Source organism: Paraburkholderia sp. 35.1, from assembly GCF_050436525.1.
Taxonomy (GTDB): Bacteria; Pseudomonadota; Gammaproteobacteria; order Burkholderiales; family Burkholderiaceae; genus Paraburkholderia; species Paraburkholderia tuberum.
Genome location: NZ_JBNDMJ010000002.1, coordinates 1,348,669 through 1,366,057 on the forward strand (window position 1 = coordinate 1,348,669; position 17,389 = coordinate 1,366,057).

Sequence of the window (17,389 nt, forward strand, 5' to 3'; positions counted from 1 at the left end):
TCGAGTCCGGCGATAGGTCGTTGCGACTGACCTTGCCAGCCGCAACGACCTCAGCTTAGGACTGTTGAAAACAGGTCACTCTGCCTGAACCTTCTTCGGCTTAGGCGGCGATTGCACCTTCGCGTACTGGAACTCAGGCGTTGCCTTCAGGGCGTCCTTCGTGGCGCCCGGCAGATATAGATTGCCGCCGCGCACGTCGAGTGCGGCGATGGGCACAGCTACGTCATGCGTGGCGACGCCGAGGAAGCCGCCTGTAGCGACGATGGCCGCCGACACGGAGCCGTCCGGGGCCACGATCAGATCTTTGACCGCGCCGATTTTTTCGTTCTGGTCGTTGTAGACCGATTTGCCCAGCACGCTCTTCTTGACGCTCCATCCCTGCAAAAGCGCCTGCGACTGCTGAATAGTGACGCTCAGAGTCTGTGTGCCGGCGACCTGTGCGTGCGCATCGATACATGCTGCAAGTGCCACTGCTACCAATACTGCCTTCAAAGCCATATCGTTCACTCCATGGTTAGATTCGGTTTCTGGCACGTTCTTCGTGCCCCCAATAGTGTAAGTTGACAATACCGTTTTGCTCTACTAATCGGCGCTGTCGATCCGAACCAGCGCTTGTGCGTCCAGCAAGCTGTGTTGCAGCCATTCGTAAGTGACGTAGGCCAGCCCGCCGTCGCCCCAGCCCGATGACCAGGAGTTCTTAATGATGAAATATCCGCCGCCCGCGACCTGATCGCTGTCCTGGTAGCCGACGACTAGAATTTCGTGACCGCACAGGCTGGTCCCGCAGCTGTCCGCCTTGATGACCCACGACACGACGCCGCCCTTGTACGTCGCAACCTGAAAGTCGAGGTTCGCGTTGATGGCCATGACCACAGGGTAGCCGCGATACAGCGCTTGCTTGATCCGGCCAATGGACGCATAGAGCTTGTGCGCCGTGGTCGTCCGAAATCCTGAGGAACTCGCTGCGGTAGGATCCTGCTGCCGGGTATCGCTGCCGCCACCCTGCGCCTCGGTACCCGAGCAGGTGGCATTGGGATACTTGCGGTTGTAGTTGGTGCAATACTTGTCATCGCCATTGTATGGCCAGGATTTCTCCGGAACGAACTTGGTCTTGTTGTCGACGAATGCAGCGATGGTGTCGTACGGGTCGAGTCCGGCGTTGTTCCAGGTGTTGGTCAGTCGCTTTCCCTGGAAGTACGTGTTCTGTTCCGACAGTTTAGTACTGTTCTGCTGCCTCGAGAGCAGCAATTCCGTTGCGGCGTTCAGGGAGAACGCTACGCACGTGCCCCGTTCGCTCTGATCTTTGATATCGCTCTTCAGGGATTCGAGATTCGTGATAAGAGCGCTGTGGCCCACCCCCAAGGAGTCCGAATCGGCCGTGTCACAACCTTCCAGGCCGCTCGGGCAACTGTTCTTGCTCGCCTGGGTCAGCCGCACCTTGTAGTTGCCGAAGAGTTGGACCATCGAGTCGGAGACCCCGACGTTGGAAACAAGGTCCTTTCCCACGTCCTGGTAGCTGATCACCTGACGGGTGACGCTGGAGAGGTCGGCCTCATAGCGGGTGTCGCTTCTCGCGTCACCGTAGCTCGGCGCGTAGAAGCCGGTATCTGAGGAGCTGTTACTGTTACTGTTACTGTTACTGTTACTGTTTCCACTGCTGCCATCGCCCCCGCCGCCCCCGCAAGCTTGAAGCGAAAAGAGAATGACGAGCAGAGTTAGACGGGCAAGTTTCATGAGATTTTCTTGTCGGCGCCGGCGCGACGGCGCTGCCGCGAACACAAACGACGCGATGTTTTGACGAACCCCGATTTGGCTCAAAGCCACCTGCGCGGGTCAGACCGGGGACCATTGTGGCGTAAAGCGCGACTGCGTCGGGTACGGCCTTACACTACAGCCGCCACCCGAATTGGGCTATCACACGAAAGTCTGGAACGCCTGTACGGTGGGATATACCGGCACCGCGTTTAGCGTTGCTTGGATATGCGGGCGCATAGTGATGCCTTCAGGATCGGGGGCGTACACCACCTTGGCAACGGAGTCCGCGTCGCCCCTTACTAGCGCCGCATTGCACGGATCGAATAGCGACGCGATTTCGTGATAGACCTGCGGTACGTGGACTTCGCCTGCAAAGACGCCAGTGCTGAAAACAACTGCAGCGGCGATCAGAATCTTCTTCATCTTTGCCTTCACTTCATTTAAATGGGACGCCGACGCGGCATCGGGGAACTACGCCCCATTAGTGGCTCTGGTTATGCGCGAACCTCTCAGCTATCGCCAGTTACCCCTGACTGGCAAGCAGCGCCAACATCAACAGAGCGGTTCGGTTGATTTCGGGATCCTGAGATTAATGCCGCCCAATCGCTCGCCCGCGACGACGAGTGGCGACATTACACCCAAAGTTGATTCTATCGTCAACTGTGATGTTGTTATTTTGTTTTCAGCGGACGCTGAGTCGGTCCTGGCGCGAAAGAAGGCGCAGTTGCGGCGCCGCGGAGGACGGTAAATCGGCTATCAGGGGGTGTCGTTGCAGCCGAACTCCCGTAGACCATGTAGCGGCGATAATGGGCGACCCCCAGCGACCCGATACTCAGCAGCCTGCGCTGGCCCGGCCGGCTGCTGGCCGTGAAAGAGGAAGATGCCTTGGCTAACCATGCGTTTTGCAATTTCGGCGAGAAGCGAGTAGAGGCAATCTGCGACGATCTGAACGCACCAGGCGTTCGGGTCTGTGAACGCACCGGGTTGCAACTGGAAGGGGTGTTGCGACAGGAGCGGCGCGCTCCAGATGGTAGTTTGCGGACTACGCGCATCTATTCAAAGCTGGCTTGACCTCTCGCTGGGCTGGGCGAGTATTGGCCAGTTTGGGACGTTCAATGTTGGCGGCCAATTTGTCGACAATCGGATCGACCCGTTGCCTGCGGACCAGACACGGGAAACGAACGCGATGGAATCCGCCAACATACGAGCCTGACTGGTCCGCAGTGGCTCAAAATTCAATCGGCGCGGATACTCCGCCTGCGTGGGGCTATGATGACCACGTCGGCTACCGTGAGTGACGACGCCCCATGAACCGTTTCCTGATCGTTATTGGCACACTGTGCATTCTTGCCGGCCTCGGATGGCATTGGCTCGCGCGCATCCCGTTCGGGCGACTGCCCGGCGACATCCATATCGTCCGCGACGGATTCAACTTTCACTTCCCGATCGTCACGTGCATCGTGCTTTCGGTCGTGGCGTCCGTGCTGTTGTGGTTCTTGCGGCGTTGAGCGCGGCTCCGCGTCGGAGCATACAATGGCGACGAACTGTAGGCGCAAATCGGTCGGAAAGCCTGATCAGGAGCCGATCGCAAGTTCACACGTGTCGACGAGTTGCTGCCCTGGTACGTTGCCGACAGATTGCGCCAAGCGAACTGACCCACCAAACCAAACCGTTTGACAGTCGCGACTCGTGTTGAATGGCCGTTGTACCCTGGCGCTCAGCTGCCTGACCAAAGCCGATTCTCGAATGACGGCAATGGCCGAATTGTGCGGGTAGCTCGTCCGTCAGGTTCCGGAGTAATGCGGCCGCTCCAACGGCAGATTTCCCGGCTCGCTGAACGGCAAGTTGTGGCCGAAAGTGCCATTCTTTGAACGATGCCATCAGGCGGATCGTCGGCCAAATCTGCGAGTCGCGAGTCGCACGCGGCTATCGTGACCGACCGCCCGCTTCCGGGAGGCACCCGGCGGTGCCGTGCCAGTGCTTGACCCTAGCTGATCGGGATGGAAAGAGCCTTAAACGCGGGTAGTGGCGATCGCGGTACGCGGCCGCAGCGTCGCCATGACCAGGTACATGCCGCCGCCGATCGCTACGCCGAAGAACCAGCCATATGTATTCCACCAGGCCGGCAGCAGGTTAGTGAAGTTGGGCAGGAAGGTCGAAAACACGCTGCCGACCGCCGCCGCGGCCAGCGCGTTGACGTTCCAGCCGCTTTCGTAGCGATACTCGCCGTGCTCCTGGTAGAGCGCCGCAACGTTGACGTTGCCCTTGGCCACCAGATAGTAGTCCACCAGGATGATTCCCAGCAGCGGGCCCATCGTGGCGCCGATGGCGTTGACGAAGTGCGCGGCGTTGCCTTCCCACGGCGCAAACGGGTAGAGCGCCAGCGCGATGGCTGCGGCGATGAAACCGCCCTTCTTGAAGCTGATCTGCCTGGGGAACGTGTTGGAGATGTCGAACGCCGCCGAGACGAAATTGGCCACCACGTTGATGCCTAGCGTGGCGACTGCGAAGGTCACCGCCGCGATGAGTGCCAGTATCCAGCTATCGAACTTGGCTGAGATCTGCTCGGGGTGCAGCAGCACTTCGCCGTACACCTTGAAGGCGGCGATGGTGGTGACGCCGGCGACCAGCGAGAACGCAATCAGGTTGACCGGCAGGCCCCACAGATTTCCTTTCTTGACTGCGTCGCGGTTTTTCGCGTAGCGCGAGAAGTCGCAAAAGTTCAGGTACAGCGCCGCGAAGTAGGTGATCCAGGTCGCGCCTACGGCCATCAGCGCCCAGAACGAGCCGGGCTCGCCGCTGACGCCGGCGTCCTTGGTCTTCTCGAGCAGCGCGTCCATCGGAATGCCATGCTCGAACGAGAAGCCGCCCGCCTTGACGCACAGGCCGATCGCCAGGATCAGCATCGCGATCCACACCGCCGGACCGGCCAGGTCCTGGAATTTGCGCACCGTTTCCATGCCCTTCTGAATGATGAGCAGCTGCAGCGCCCAGACGATGAAGTAGCAGATCACTTCCAGCCCCGAGTGGCCGAGAAAGTGCGTGCCCTTGTGGAACTCCATCAGGCTGGTGCTGCGGATCAACAGCGCGACTATCGCGCTCGAAGCCGCTGCTGTCTGCGCGCCGTACCAGAAGCAGGCCACCACGGCGCGCACCAGCGCCGCGAGGTTGGCGCCCCACACGCCGAAAGAGGCGCGCGCAAGCACCGGATATGGCACGCCGGTCTTCTCGCCGGCGTAGCCGATCAGATTCATCAGCGCGAAGATCACGAGTGAGCCGAGCCCGATCGCCAGCACAAAGTTGGTAAAGCTGCCGCACAGCAAGAACAGGCTGGCGGCGAGGTAGTAGCCCCAGAGGCTGTGCACGTCCGAGGTCCAGACGTTGAAAATGCTAAAGGCACCCCAGTTGCGCACCCTGGCGGGTGCGAGATCTTCGTTGTAGAGGCCGGGGGAAGGGTTGCGGATTTCCATCTGTCGTCTCCTTTGAGTTCGTGGAAATGAGGAACCACCGCCAGACGACCCTGGGCGGCGATGCCCCCGCGTCTGAAGCAAGCTCGTATGCAAGAACTGTATGTACTTTGCGGCACGGCAATGAATGGGTTAACCCTAATCGAGAGGCATGTCGGCGCAAGCCAACAATCCGATCCCACGCACAATGAGCGCAATCGCAAATTCGTCGTTGTTGTCCATGTGACCGCGCAAATCAATAAAATTGCGCGACGCTTACCGTTGCTGCGTCCCGCTCGCAATCTATGGGGCCGTTGATGTGGAGATGGCCGGAGGCCCCCCTCGTCGAAGGGTTCGATGTGAGGGCAGCCCGATTCAAATGCCGTGTTTGATTGACCTCCGATGGTCCCGCATCGGGCGACAGCTGGCGTTCGTCAGTTCAGATGCGATCTCAAATGGTAGAAGTGGATCGGGTGCCGCCGAACGCAACCGGCGGTGCTCAGCCCCCTCACCGAAGTTTGCTGTCGGACCGGGTTCGGCCAGCTACTGACGTTGGTCGGCACCTTCTCGCGGACGTTCCGACGTCTGCTACCCCGCAGTACCCGCCGCTCGGGCAGGCACGCTCCGTCTTGTTGTACTGCAATATGTTTGTTCGACGCCCGGCCCGCTTCATCGTCTCGATGATATACACGAGTATAAGAGCCCGACGCTCGCGTACGACTGCGGCAACCGTTCGTAGAATGGCCGTCTTGGGAGCATCCGCATACCATGGTTCCATGGACGGTGCGATTGTTATTTAGGAGGCGAGGATCGAATCGGCAGGTCTTAGTTTGGACGCTTGTGAACTGTTGTAGGACATCACCCGGCCAACGCGTTGACACAATGAGTCTCCTCAGGTTCCTACCTCCGCACCCCTGGGAAAAACGGAACCTGCTTCGAAGCCGGCTTCCGCCGGCTTTTTTTTACCGAGCGGTCAGCGAGCGGCGGAACGCGCCTGCCACCGGTAGCCAGGCGCAGACCCCGGCCAAGTACGGCGCGTCGACCTCGACCTCGGGCCGAGGTTTCACCGTCGGCTGAGGTACAAGCCGTTGATTTGTTGCACATCGACGACGGCCAGAGCCAGGTACTTGCCGGCCGGGAATGCCCAATGAAGTTCGGGCTGCGGGTCATAAGGAGAGGAAGACGATGAAAAAGATCGGATACCCCCGCTTCACCGCCATCGAGCTGTGGATCCTCGCCGTCTCCATCGTCATCGCAGTCGGAGTACAGATATGAGTGTAGCGCCCACGCCGGCGCATCGCTCGCGCCTCCCTCCGAACGACTTTTCCGACTGTCTGCTCCGCAGCTAAAGCTCCCGTTGAGATACCGTCGGTCGAGGGGCAGAAGTGGGTCGCAAGTACTCGTTCGCTTTCCGCGGGACGAGTCATTCGCGACCACAGACCTGTGGATGACAGGAAAGCGCCCCAAATGCCCGATATCCTGCAGCGCGTCGCCTTCGCGGTGATCGGCCGCTCGCCGATCGACAGGCTTGTCGCGTTCAAGCAGGAGCGCGGCTGGCGGCATCTGCGGCTGTATTCGTCGGGCGGCAACGCGTTCAATCGCGATTACGCGGCCGAAGATCCCGCCGGCGACGACCTTCCCGCGCTGAACGTATTCACGCGCACGGGCGGCGTCGTGCGGCACTTCTGGGCCGAGGAGATGGGGCCGTCGACGTCGGACCCCGGACAGGATTCGCGCGGCGCGCCCGATCTGATGCCGTTGTGGACGATCCTCGACATGACGCCGGGCGGCCGTGGCACCGACTGGTATCCGAAGCTGGCGTATTGAGCGGCGCTGCCATGGAGCGATCGAGCGCTACGAATGCGTCTGCGCCGCGTGGCTCTGGGCGAGCGCGGTCCACAGAAACGTGCCGACCGCGCTCGCCCGCATCGGCAGGCTGAACAGATAGCCCTGCACCGCGCGCGCGCCGAGCGCCTTCACGACCTGGGCCTGCAACGGCGTTTCGAGTCCTTCGACCACGCATTCGAGCCCGAGGTTGCGGCATAGATCGATCACGGATTTGATGATCTTCTTCGATGCGCTGTTGGTATCGACGTCGCTCACGAAGCTGCGGTCGATCTTGATCGCGTCGAATGGCAGCCGATGCACGTAGCTGAGGCTCGAATAGCCGGTGCCGAAATCGTCGAGCGACAGCCGGCAGCCGGCCTGCTTCAGCATCGTCATCGCGCTGTGCGCCTGCTCGAAATCGCGCGTCAACGCGGTTTCGGTCATTTCGAACGTCACGCGATGCGGCGACACGCCGCTTGCCGCGACGATGTCGATCAGGCGGCGCGCGCGCGCCGACGTCGAGATATCGATCGCGGACAGGTTGAACGACAGATACAGATCGGCGGGCCAGTGCGCGACCTCGGCGAGCGCCTGGCGCAGCAGCACGTCGGTGATGCCGAGGATCAGCTCGGTCCGCTCTGCAATCCGAATGAATTCCTCCGGCCTGACCATGCCGAGCCGCGCGTTGTGCCATCGACCGAGCGCTTCGAGGCCGATCGGCCGGCGCGTGAGCAGATCGTAGATCGGCTGGAACTCGAGGAACAGTTCCGCTTCGAGGTCCGCATGGCGCAGCTCCTGCGTGACGAGGCTTAGACGCCGCATCTGCGTTTCGTGTTCGGTCGAGAAAATCACCGGCATACCGCGGCGGTTTTCCTTGCCGACATAGAGCGCGGCGTCGGCGCGTTCGAACACCTGCGCGACCGTCGAGCCCGCGTCGGGAAACGCGGCCCAGCCGATCGTGCCCGACAGCTCCGCGACATTGTCGGCGACTTGATAAGGCTGGCTGAGCGCATCGCAGATACGCTGTCCCAACTCGACCAGCGCTTCGTTCGACACCTTGTGGCGCACGAGCACGCCGAATTCATCGCCGCCCAGACGCGCGAACATCAGGCCCGTTTCGCCGATCGACACGAGCCGAGTGCCGACTTCCTGCAGCACGAGGTCGCCGCTCGCGTGACCGTAAATGTCGTTGACCTGCTTGAAGCCGTCCAGATCGATGAGGCCGACGTTGAAGCCGCCACCGGTTTCGAGCGCCTGCTCCGATATCGCGCTCAGCGCCGCGAAGAAACTGCGCCGGTTCGGCAGGCCGGTCAGACTGTCGATGCTGGCGAGCCGGTAGTTGTCGTCGCTGAGCCGTTGGGTGTTGTGCTGGCTTGCCCGCAGTTCGCGTTGCGCGTGCACCGCGTCTGCAAACGTGCGCCAGTAAAGCTGGATGACCGCCGCGAGCGCGACGCCGACCAGCGCCATGTCGACCGCCATCGCGAAGAACACCGGCGAGCCGCTCGACACGAGGAAGCCGGAGAAACTCAGGATGACGATGCAAAGCAGCAGAAGCGCGGGCTTGCGCAGATGGATCAGGCAGAACATGCTGCCGACCAGCGTCGTCGCCATATAGAACGCGACCTGCCCCTGCTGGTAGGCGGTGCCGTACGGAAACAGCAGCACCGACCAGCCGCTGAACGCGACGCCGAACACGCCGACGATCCATGTCACGCTGCGCAATTCGCGGACCGCCTGAGCGTCCGTCATCTTATGGTTGCGTTTGCGCCACCAGCGCACGCAGCGAAACACACACAGCGCGCCGAGCGTGCCGGGCACATACATCGACAGCCAGGCCGGCGCGCTGTCCAGATGCGTCGCCGCCATCGCCGCCGTATTGACGAGCAGGATGAAGTAGAGAAGCGGTACCTGGCGGCGGAACGCGTGCAACTGCGCACGCATCAGCTCCCGGTCGCCCTCGGCGACCGACAGTACCTTCTTCAATCTCGCAAGCCAAGCCATCGCCATCCCTTTAACGTTTGCGCGCTAAACGCAGCTGTTTATATCGGCGCGAGGCTGATTAACTTGAGCGCTCAAAGGGGTAACGGAGCATCGCAGTCAAGGGTCGGTGAACCCGGCTGCGCGCTTACGGATAGTCGGGCGGTAAGTACTACCTGGCGGCGCGTGTTGGCGGCGCTGGAACCAGACGTTTTTGCCGGATGTCGATCGCGAGACTCGAGCAAAAGGCGGCCTTCGCGCATGCTCAAAGCGTGGGGCACGACAGCACCCGCTGCGGCCGCATGGCGGTGCCGGGCTGGCCGGCCGGCGCGGGCGTGCCACGCGGCGCGGCCGAGACGAGCCGGACCGCGTCGGCGCCAGCATTCGCGAGCACGTATTTTTCCGGGCTGTCATCCGGCTGCCAGTACGCGCGAAACACGTCGCCGTCGCTGAACACGAGCAGCTTGCCGTGCACCGTTTTTCCGCCGCCAACGAAGTCGACCGGTTCGCCGTCGCGTAGCGAAAAGCTCTGCGCGGCGCTGGAGTTCGTCGCACCGACGAGGGTCGCGCACGCGTTGTCGTCGGCCGCGGCCGCCGCCGACGACAACGCGGCGAGCAGCGCGCATGTTGCAAAGTGGCGAATTCTCACTTCTTTATGTCTTGCCGATAGTTAACTTGTGACATGTGTCGCAAATGGCGCGCCTGCGCATCGCGAAAAGGGCTATCGTCATCGGGAAGCCGGCGCGGGATCGCGTAACGCGACCTAAAGTACTGAAATTGCAACGGATTGTGATGCGCGGCGAACGCTCATGAGGCGGCGCGCGCGCATAAGCTCGCGATTCTTATGGCAGTTTGGGGCGCAAAAACGTCAAACCGGCGGCTTTGCCTTGATACAAGCCTTACACCAAGGGTTTGCGCGAAGGTGCGCCTATGCGTTAGTGTGTCGGTCCCGGCGCCTCAGAGGGCGCCGGTTCCATGATTACCATACGGGAAGTGCTATGAACAAACAGGAACTGATTGATGCAGTCGCCGCAGCGACGGGCGAAAGCAAAGCGGCAACCGGCCAGACCATCGACGCGATCGTCGAGGCAGTGACCAAGGCCGTGGTGAGCGGCGATACGGTGCAACTGGTCGGTTTCGGTTCGTTCTCGACCGGCGCGCGCGCGGCACGCGTGGGCCGCAATCCGTCGACGGGCGAAGAGATCCAGATCGCCGCGGCCAAGACGGTGAAGTTCACCGCAGGCAAGGCGTTCAAGGAAGCCGTCAACGCGTCGTAAGCAACGCGCTTCACGCCGGAGCATTCGCGATGCGCGCTGCAGCCCCGCTGTGAGGCGCGCGTGAGTGATGCGTCGGGCGTGAGGATCACGCGCTGCCCAGCCCGGCCAGGCGACTCGCCGGCAACTGGTGCGGCGCGTGTGTCTGGCTCCTTGAGCCAGACGTTCGTGGGCTCGACCGGCTTCGATCGAGTCTAAAGCGGACCCGCCGCGGCCATCGCGATCGGGCGGTCCGTGCGTTGCCCTGTCAGCCCGCGCGACGCTTGCGGGTTGCCTCGGCGAGCGTGGCGAGCACCGGTTCGGTTTGCGCCCAGCTCACGCAGGCATCCGTGATCGACACGCCGTAACGCAACGGCACATCGGCCTTCAGGTCCTGACGGCCTTCTTCCAGATGACTTTCGAGCATCACACCGATGATGCGGCGCTCGCGCTCCGACAGTTGCCGCGCGATATCGTCCGCGACCTCGATCTGCCGCAAGTGCGATTTGTTCGAGTTCGCATGCGAGCAGTCGATCATCACCTGCTCGCGCAGACCCGCTGAACTCAGCGCTTCACAGGTCGCCTGCACCGACGCGCTGTCGTAGTTCGGCCCTTTCTTGCCGCCGCGCAGGATCACGTGCGCGTCGTCGTTGCCGCGCGTTTCGAAGATCGCGGCCATGCCCATTTTCGTCATGCCCATGAACGCGTGGCTCGCACGCGCCGCGACGATCGCGTCGGCGGCGATCTGCACGCCGCCGTCGGTGCCGTTCTTGAAGCCGATCGGGCAGCTCAGTCCCGACGCGAGCTGACGATGACTCTGGCTCTCGGTCGTGCGCGCGCCGATCGCACCCCACGCGATCAGATCGGCGATGTATTGCGGGCTCAACAGGTCGAGAAACTCGGTCGCCGTGGGCAGGCCCAGACCGTTGATGTCGAGCAGCAATTGCCGGGCGAGACGCAGGCCTTCGTTGATGCGGAAGCTGCCGTCCAGACGCGGATCGTTGATGTAGCCTTTCCAGCCCACCGTCGTGCGCGGTTTCTCGAAGTACACGCGCATCACGATCAGCAGATCGTCCCGGTAGTGTTCGGCGGCGGCCTTCAGCTGGCGCGCGTATTCGATCGCCTGGTCGTGGTCGTGAATCGAACAGGGGCCGACGATCAGCACGAGCCGGTCGTCGCGGCTGTGCAGAATGTCGGCGATTTCGACGCGAGTCTTCTCGACCAGCGACTGCACCGCGGGCGGCACCGGCAGTTCGTCCTGCAGCAGCGCGGGGGAAATCAGCGGACGAACCGCGCCGATGCGCACGTCGTCGATGCGCGTGGTGTCCTGGGTGGCGTCGGCCGAGCCGACTTCCTGATCGTGCAGGGGATTGTCGAGGGCGCTCAAGATGTTCTCCGCAATCGGTTGATGAGGCGGCCTTGCCGCCTGATTATGCGAGCGCCGCCGCGATGAGGGCGTGCGGGCGCCGCGTGGGTTTGAGGTGGACCGTGCGGGTTGAATTACTGCGTGCCTCGGGCGAGGTTTGACGCAAGGTCTTGCGTCGGGCTTGACGCGAAGCCGACGCGACCGCGCACGGATGCGCTGGCGCGATTATGACACCCGCGCCGGCCTCATGGCAGGTGGACCGGCGGGCAGGCGGCGCGGCGGATTCAGAGCTTCTTGAGCAACGCCATCGCAGCGGCCGGATTGCGCTCCTTGAAGCCGCTGATCACATATAGATAGACGTCGCGCGTGGCGGCTTTCGCGGGCGGCTCCGCGCAGGTCTCGAGATCGTCGGGCGTGATGCCCGCGGCGAGCCGGCGCGCGCGTTCGGCCCATGCGTCGAGCGCTTTCGTCGAATAGCCTTTGGCTTGCTTTTCGCTCGTGCCCATGATGCGCGCGTAGACGAACGGCGCGGTGATGTCGGCGATCTGCGGATACTCGCTGTCGGCCGCGAGCACGACCGCGACCTTGTACTTGCGCGCCAGCGCGATGAGTTCCGGTGTCCTGAACGAATCGTGACGAACCTCGACCGCGTGCCGCAGCTTCTGTCCTTCGATGCTCGCGGGCAGCAGCTTCAGAAAGGCCTCGAAATCGTCGGCGTCGAATTTTTTGGTCGGCGCGAACTGCCAGTTGATGGGCCCGAGCTTCTGCTTGAGCAGCAGCACGCCGCTTGCGAAGAATCGCTCGATCGTGTCGCCGGCTTCGGCGAGCACCTTGCGGTTGGTCGCGTAACGCGGCGCCTTTAGCGAGAACACGAAGTCGTCGGGCGTCTCCTGATACCACTTCTCATAGCTGGCCGGTTTCTGCAAACCGTAGAACGTGCCGTTGATCTGGGGGGAATCTTGTAAGGCTTGCCAGTTAAGGCTGGTATCGCAGAGCTAGCAGTGCGGCTACCCACTTGGCTACCCAGCTGCGTTCCAGCGCCGATTCCAGTCTCAACAGCCATACCGTACGTCGCTGCAGACTGCACCGGAGGCCGATAAAGATTGAGGGGAGAGGATTGAAATCGCTGGGATGGAGGTCGCGTCATCGGCCGATGCCGCCGGTCGTCGGTCGGACGTCGCGTTCGGCGAACTGCACACGCGCGGTCCGTGGGTGATCAAGCGGTATTTCCAGAAGGATGACTCGCCGCTCGAACGCAGCGTACGCGTCCGCACGCGTAGCGGCCATCCAGATCGCCTGCAGGTCTGCCTTCGCGCGTCCCTGTTGCGACTTCGGCAGCAAAGTTCGAACTCGTGGCCATCAGGGCTAACCAACACAATGCTCTTCATGGCTTCATTGTTTAGCCCGTCGAGAGCGACTGTTGCCCCAAAAGCCTTGGCGCGATCCAGAAATATATGCAAGGCGGATACGTCAAATTCGAACACAGGAACGCATCCGCTCCCGACGAACTCATCGCCAAAATCATTTAGCAGCAACCCGAAGCGGACTTCACCGAGCGAGAATTCGGTCCACTTATCCGACCTGCGGTTCGGCGCGCGTTCCAACAGGTTTTCCCAGAAAGCAGAACCGCGTTCCATGTCCGACACTTTCAAATAGGTGGTTCTAATCCGCATTGAATGCTCCAAGAACGTTTGTCGGAAAGGCGCAACAGATAATAGAGGTTTCAAAAGTTTCACGTAAACAATTAATTGTCCACGATCTATGCACGAATATAGACTGACCGTTCGTGGCCGAGCATCGCCTCATGCGACTGGCATATCCCCAGCAATAGGCAGTTGCTTTCCCATCTCGAACGCACGAAGCTCGTAGCCAAGTTCCTGATACAAATCGACCGCCTGTTCATTAAACGCCCAAACGGTCAGCCTTATGTCGTTGGCACCGTTTTTTCGTGCCCACTCTTCAGCAAGTTTCATCAGCGTGCTCCCGACGCCGCGTCCCCGCAGTCGTTCCAAAACAGCGACTGAGCCAATGCGGCCAACGGTCAACGGTTGCAACAGTGGACTTGTCGGCTGCATCACTTGAACGGTGATAAAGCCGACCGCCGTGCTGCCATGCTCGGCGAGAAACATGGCTCGATCTTCTCCCTGAAGGCTAGATAGCCAGTGCGGCTTGTCTCGAGCGAACTCTTCAGTGGCGTTTGCATAGACGTCAGGGCGTGCCTGATGGTGGATCGCGTTCAAGATTTGACCCAACTCGCAAATTTTCAAAATGTCGTCCACGGTTGCGCGGCGATAGCTTATCGAGTCGGTCATCTTCAGCTCTTGATGGTAAGGAAATAAAAAAAGGCGCCTTAAGCGCCTTGGTCGTTTGCACATGGAATGGACCGTGAGGTCGAATTCCTTGCTATGGACGTAACGACCCACGGCGCAGCGGATAGCGACCGTGATGATGGTGGTGAGCCTTGCTCGGGACGTTACGAAGTTCCATGCTGTCAATATTGGCACAAAAACAATTTCTGCGCGGCACATTATTTTTTTGAGTGGCGGCTGTGTCTAACCGGGCATATCGGCCAGCAACGCCCATCGCTCGTGGTCGCGCCATTCGCCATTTATGCGGAGATAGCGAGGAGAAAAACCTTCCTGTTTAAAACCCAACCGCCGCACAAGTGCGATCGACGCGATATTCCCTGGTTGAATATTTGCCTCCACCCGATGCAATTTAAGTTCGCTGAAAGCATAGATCACAGCTGCCCGTACCGCGTCCGTCATCAACCGTGCCCGGGCGAAGTTCGACATTCCGTAATACCCGAGATAGGCGCTGCGAAAAGCGCCCATTTACTATTTCGTTAATGTTCACCACACCGGCAATTTGAATCGATGCCACTTCACGCGCAATGAGGCCGACGTTCGACCCGGTGAGACCACCTGAAAACCAGTTATCGAAGCCCGTTTGATCGGTAAAGGATGTGACCCAAGGCAGGTGATAGTCCTGACTTGCTGAGTTTGCGGCGATCAAATCGGCGGCGTCGGCACGGATCACTCGGCTTAGCTGAATGCCACTCATGATGCTCCATCGTATAGGCGTGTGCAGGGCTTGAATTGTCGCCGATCCAACAGAGATGGATCAATCTCCAGAGTTGGCCGAACAGGGTCCGACACGTGTCTCAGTCGTCTAGCTCAATGCGATAACGAAGAGTTTCCGCGAATCCATAGGCGGCGGTCTTTTTGAACCGGTCAGTCAGGACACCACTGCATGCTGCGATCACCCGCTGTGAGGCTATATTTTCAGGATCAACCGTTAGTTCCACGTAGGGCAAGCCTTGCAGCCTCGCTTCGCCAAGCATCAAATTGAGCGCCTGCTTGGCGTAGCCGTTGCCTCGCTTCCACGGCACGACTGAGAAGCCGATATGTCCGAGCACATACGGCGGCAATTCGGCAGATGCAGCCTGCCAACGAAATCCGATCGCACCGCTAACATCGCCGTCCCAAATCCATCGGATGATGCTTGGAAGACGGGCAACGGTCGAGCCATCGGGCAAAGGAATCGGGCCGCCTGATGCTGTCGGATCATCCAGCCCGTCGACGAATGCCTCTGCGTTCAACTCGATAGCATTCAACTGTTCGCGCGCAGCGACCTCCTTACGAACATTGTCAGGTGACCATCCCGCCTCAAGGGCCGAAACGTAGCTTGCCAGCAACGCAGTCGTAGGCCTCAAGAGTTCGATCTCAGTTGTCATTTTTCTTCGCCTCAGGAGGAATGATTGACAACAGTTTAAGCGGCGGCGTCGAGTGTCTCAAGGTGGCCGGCTGGTGCCTGATGACGCTCCGTGGGAGCCGACGCACAAGGGCCCTCCGATACGCCTTGGCAAGGTGGTAACCGAGGGTTTCACGGGATGAAACTTTCGCTCGTATCCGCCGATAACTCGAGCAGGAACCATCTGGATGGCCCCCGGACAGTCCGCCGGCGCCACACGGCGCGCCCATACACATGCCACTTCGCACGGCAGCCCTGCGCGGTTTCCATTCATTTGCACGAGGACTCAGGATGCACAAGCTCAGTTTTACGCAGAAGCTTTGGCTGCCGTTGATCATCAGCCTCGTCGCGTTGCTCGCCGTCTCCGTATCGGCGGCGTGGCAGTCGCGCGAAACGCGCATCGAAGAACGTAAGCACGACCTCACGAACATCGCGCACGTCGGACTCAGCATCGTGACGGAGTATGCGGCGCTGGCGCAAAGCGGCGCGTTGCCGGAGGCGGATGCCCGCAAGCAGGCACTCGAACGCCTGCGCGGCGTCCGCTACGGCGAAGACGGCTACTTCCTCGTGATCAATTCGAAGCCGCAGATGGTGATGCATCCGATCAAGCCGGCACTCGAAAGCAAGGATCTCGCGGGCAGCGCCGATGCCGACGGCCGTCACCATTACGTGACGTTCGCGTCGACCGCACAGGCGCCGGACGGCGGCTTCGTCGACTACGTGTTCCCGCATTCAGGCGCGGCGTCGACACAGGCGGTCGGCAAGATCGGCTACGTGGTGCGCTATGCGCCGTGGGATTGGATCATCGCAACCGGCGCCTATGTTGACGACATCGACGCTGCGTTCATGGCGTCGTTGTGGCTGATCGGCGCGATCTTCGTGGCCGTGTCCGCGGTCCTCGTGACGCTCGTCGCGGTGACGAACCGCAGCATCGCGCGCATGGTCGGCGGCGATCCGGCCTATGCGGCGAACGTGGCGGACGCGATCGCATCGGGCGACCTGACGGTGGCGATCCGCACGCGCAACGGCGACACGTCGAGCCTCCTACACGTAATGCAGCGGATGCGCGACGCGCTGACGGGTACCATCTGCCAGATCAAGCATGCGTCCGACAACGTCGCGTGCGGCGCGAACGAGATCGCGAACGGCAACGCGGACCTGTCGTCGCGCACCGAGAGCCAGGCGGCGTCGTTGCAGGAAACGGCGTCGAGCATGGAGCAGATGACGGCGATGGTCCGCCAGACTGCAGACAACGCGCGCACTGCCAGCGAGCTTGCGGCCGGCGCCGCGAAAATCGCGAACCGCGGCGGCGACATGCTCACGCAGGCCGTCGCGGCGATGAAGGGGATCTCGAACGAATCGGGTCGCATGGTCGAGATCATCGCGACGATCGAGGGCATCGCATTCCAGACCAACATCCTCGCGCTGAATGCTGCGGTTGAGGCAGCACGCGCGGGCGAGCAAGGCCGCGGCTTCGCAGTCGTCGCGAGCGAGGTGCGCAGCCTCGCGCAGCGTAGCGCGACCGCGGCGAAGGAAATTCGCGAGCTGATCAGTCATGCGGTGGGCAGCGTCGGCAGTGGTGCAACGCTGGTCGAAAACACCGGCTCGACGATTGACGAAGCGCGCGACGCGATCATGCGTGTGACCGGTGTCGTGCAGGAAATCGCTGCGGCCGCGGCGGAACAGAGCGCTGGCATCGACCAGGTGAATCTCGCGGTCACGCAGATGGACAGCATGACGCAGCAGAACGCGGCGCTCGTCGAGCAGGCGGCGGCCGCGGCACAGTCGCTGAAGGAGCAGGCGATGAGTCTGCAACGCGCGGCCGCGGCGTTTCAGGTGGGGGACGCTGACGCTAACGGCGGTGCACAGCTCGCGCCGGCTTCGGCGCAGCACCGCGCAGTGTTCGCGTAAGGACGCGCGCCGCAATCTCGCGGCGAACCTCGCGTTTCATGGCACGTCTGCGCGTTTTTTTGGACCGTCATCTTGCCACCCGGAGCGGCCGTTCGGATTGG

General features: G+C 61.4%; 14 protein-coding genes and 3 pseudogenes. 5 read left to right on the top strand and 12 right to left on the bottom strand.

Going from position 1 to position 17,389, the window contains the following annotated elements; all coding sequences use genetic code 11:
• Nucleotides 1–75 precede the first annotated feature (75 nt).
• From OKW27_RS12205 to OKW27_RS12215, 3 genes are all read right to left on the bottom strand, one after another.
• Nucleotides 76–498 (bottom strand): PRC-barrel domain-containing protein, encoded by a 423-nt coding sequence (locus OKW27_RS12205; protein ID WP_090806779.1) that lies wholly within the window; start codon nt 496–498, stop codon nt 76–78.
• A gap of 84 nt (nt 499–582) precedes the next feature.
• Entirely contained in the window at nt 583–1,734 is a 1,152-nt protein-coding gene (locus tag OKW27_RS12210) for a C1 family peptidase (RefSeq protein ID WP_429333608.1), read from the bottom strand.
• Nucleotides 1,735–1,914: 180 nt separating this feature from the next.
• Entirely contained in the window at nt 1,915–2,178 is a 264-nt protein-coding gene (locus tag OKW27_RS12215) for a hypothetical protein (RefSeq protein ID WP_090806775.1), read from the bottom strand.
• 884 nt (nt 2,179–3,062) lie between these two features.
• Here OKW27_RS12215 and OKW27_RS12220 point away from each other — a divergent pair.
• Complete coding sequence (locus OKW27_RS12220) at nt 3,063–3,263, top strand: DUF2905 domain-containing protein (RefSeq protein WP_090806773.1); 201 nt, start codon at nt 3,063–3,065, stop codon at nt 3,261–3,263.
• Between the two features lie 504 nt (nt 3,264–3,767).
• Here the strand turns inward: OKW27_RS12220 and OKW27_RS12225 are convergent.
• Nucleotides 3,768–5,225, bottom strand: coding sequence for an NCS1 family nucleobase:cation symporter-1 (locus tag OKW27_RS12225; protein WP_187611735.1), 1,458 nt, complete (start codon nt 5,223–5,225; stop codon nt 3,768–3,770).
• Nucleotides 5,226–5,312: 87 nt separating this feature from the next.
• On the opposite strand from OKW27_RS12225, the gene OKW27_RS12230 reads away from it, so the two are divergent.
• Nucleotides 5,313–5,519, top strand: coding sequence for a hypothetical protein (locus OKW27_RS12230; protein WP_429333609.1), 207 nt, complete (start codon nt 5,313–5,315; stop codon nt 5,517–5,519).
• Between the two features lie 1,146 nt (nt 5,520–6,665).
• A pseudogene (locus OKW27_RS12235) lies at nt 6,666–7,028 on the top strand (DUF899 family protein); the annotation flags it as partial.
• Between the two features lie 27 nt (nt 7,029–7,055).
• On the opposite strand, the gene OKW27_RS12240 reads toward OKW27_RS12235, so the two are convergent.
• Together OKW27_RS12240 and OKW27_RS12245 are read right to left on the bottom strand one after the other, a co-directional pair.
• On the bottom strand, nt 7,056–9,029 hold the full coding sequence (locus OKW27_RS12240) for a putative bifunctional diguanylate cyclase/phosphodiesterase (RefSeq protein ID WP_429333610.1): 1,974 nt from the start codon (nt 9,027–9,029) through the stop codon (nt 7,056–7,058).
• Nucleotides 9,030–9,270: 241 nt separating this feature from the next.
• Nucleotides 9,271–9,654 (bottom strand): hypothetical protein, encoded by a 384-nt coding sequence (locus OKW27_RS12245; RefSeq protein ID WP_176078989.1) that lies wholly within the window; start codon nt 9,652–9,654, stop codon nt 9,271–9,273.
• 349 nt (nt 9,655–10,003) lie between these two features.
• On the opposite strand from OKW27_RS12245, the gene OKW27_RS12250 reads away from it, so the two are divergent.
• A complete protein-coding gene (locus OKW27_RS12250; protein WP_013092091.1) occupies nt 10,004–10,282 on the top strand; it encodes an HU family DNA-binding protein in 279 nt (92 codons plus the stop codon).
• Nucleotides 10,283–10,526: 244 nt separating this feature from the next.
• On the opposite strand, the gene OKW27_RS12255 is transcribed toward OKW27_RS12250, so the two are convergent.
• The 6 genes and pseudogenes from OKW27_RS12255 to OKW27_RS12280 form a co-directional block, all read right to left on the bottom strand.
• Nucleotides 10,527–11,645: a 3-deoxy-7-phosphoheptulonate synthase gene (locus tag OKW27_RS12255; RefSeq protein WP_429333611.1), complete on the bottom strand. Its 1,119-nt coding sequence runs from the start codon at nt 11,643–11,645 to the stop codon at nt 10,527–10,529.
• Nucleotides 11,646–11,908: 263 nt separating this feature from the next.
• Nucleotides 11,909–12,580 (bottom strand): annotated as a pseudogene (locus OKW27_RS12260) (DUF72 domain-containing protein); the annotation flags it as partial.
• 96 nt (nt 12,581–12,676) lie between these two features.
• A complete protein-coding gene (locus OKW27_RS12265; protein WP_429333612.1) occupies nt 12,677–13,297 on the bottom strand; it encodes a VOC family protein in 621 nt (206 codons plus the stop codon).
• 129 nt (nt 13,298–13,426) lie between these two features.
• On the bottom strand, nt 13,427–13,936 hold the full coding sequence (locus OKW27_RS12270) for a GNAT family N-acetyltransferase (RefSeq protein ID WP_429333613.1): 510 nt from the start codon (nt 13,934–13,936) through the stop codon (nt 13,427–13,429).
• A 240-nt stretch (nt 13,937–14,176) separates the two neighbouring features.
• Nucleotides 14,177–14,687, bottom strand: a pseudogene (locus OKW27_RS12275) (GNAT family N-acetyltransferase).
• Between the two features lie 100 nt (nt 14,688–14,787).
• The gene (locus OKW27_RS12280) at nt 14,788–15,360 is read right to left on the bottom strand and encodes a GNAT family N-acetyltransferase (RefSeq protein ID WP_429333614.1); all 573 of its coding nucleotides are present in this window, start codon (nt 15,358–15,360) and stop codon (nt 14,788–14,790) included.
• Nucleotides 15,361–15,668: 308 nt separating this feature from the next.
• Here OKW27_RS12280 and OKW27_RS12285 point away from each other — a divergent pair, with 308 nt between their 5' ends.
• On the top strand, nt 15,669–17,288 hold the full coding sequence (locus tag OKW27_RS12285) for a methyl-accepting chemotaxis protein (protein ID WP_429333615.1): 1,620 nt from the start codon (nt 15,669–15,671) through the stop codon (nt 17,286–17,288).
• Nucleotides 17,289–17,389 lie beyond the last annotated feature (101 nt).

Bases quoted from the DNA above. Each gene is read 5' to 3' on its own strand.
- OKW27_RS12265 (WP_429333612.1), bottom strand. From the start codon at position 13,297: ATGCGGATTAGAACCACCTATTTGAAAGTGTCGGACATGGAACGCGGT.
- OKW27_RS12215 (WP_090806775.1), bottom strand. From the start codon at position 2,178: ATGAAGAAGATTCTGATCGCCGCTGCAGTTGTTTTCAGCACTGGCGTC.
- OKW27_RS12240 (WP_429333610.1), bottom strand. From the start codon at position 9,029: ATGGCTTGGCTTGCGAGATTGAAGAAGGTACTGTCGGTCGCCGAGGGC.
- OKW27_RS12220 (WP_090806773.1), top strand. From the start codon at position 3,063: ATGAACCGTTTCCTGATCGTTATTGGCACACTGTGCATTCTTGCCGGC.
- OKW27_RS12210 (WP_429333608.1), bottom strand. From the start codon at position 1,734: ATGAAACTTGCCCGTCTAACTCTGCTCGTCATTCTCTTTTCGCTTCAA.
- OKW27_RS12230 (WP_429333609.1), top strand. From the start codon at position 5,313: ATGCAAGAACTGTATGTACTTTGCGGCACGGCAATGAATGGGTTAACC.
- OKW27_RS12270 (WP_429333613.1), bottom strand. From the start codon at position 13,936: ATGACCGACTCGATAAGCTATCGCCGCGCAACCGTGGACGACATTTTG.
- OKW27_RS12280 (WP_429333614.1), bottom strand. From the start codon at position 15,360: ATGACAACTGAGATCGAACTCTTGAGGCCTACGACTGCGTTGCTGGCA.
- OKW27_RS12225 (WP_187611735.1), bottom strand. From the start codon at position 5,225: ATGGAAATCCGCAACCCTTCCCCCGGCCTCTACAACGAAGATCTCGCA.
- OKW27_RS12285 (WP_429333615.1), top strand. From the start codon at position 15,669: ATGCACAAGCTCAGTTTTACGCAGAAGCTTTGGCTGCCGTTGATCATC.
- OKW27_RS12205 (WP_090806779.1), bottom strand. From the start codon at position 498: ATGGCTTTGAAGGCAGTATTGGTAGCAGTGGCACTTGCAGCATGTATC.
- OKW27_RS12250 (WP_013092091.1), top strand. From the start codon at position 10,004: ATGAACAAACAGGAACTGATTGATGCAGTCGCCGCAGCGACGGGCGAA.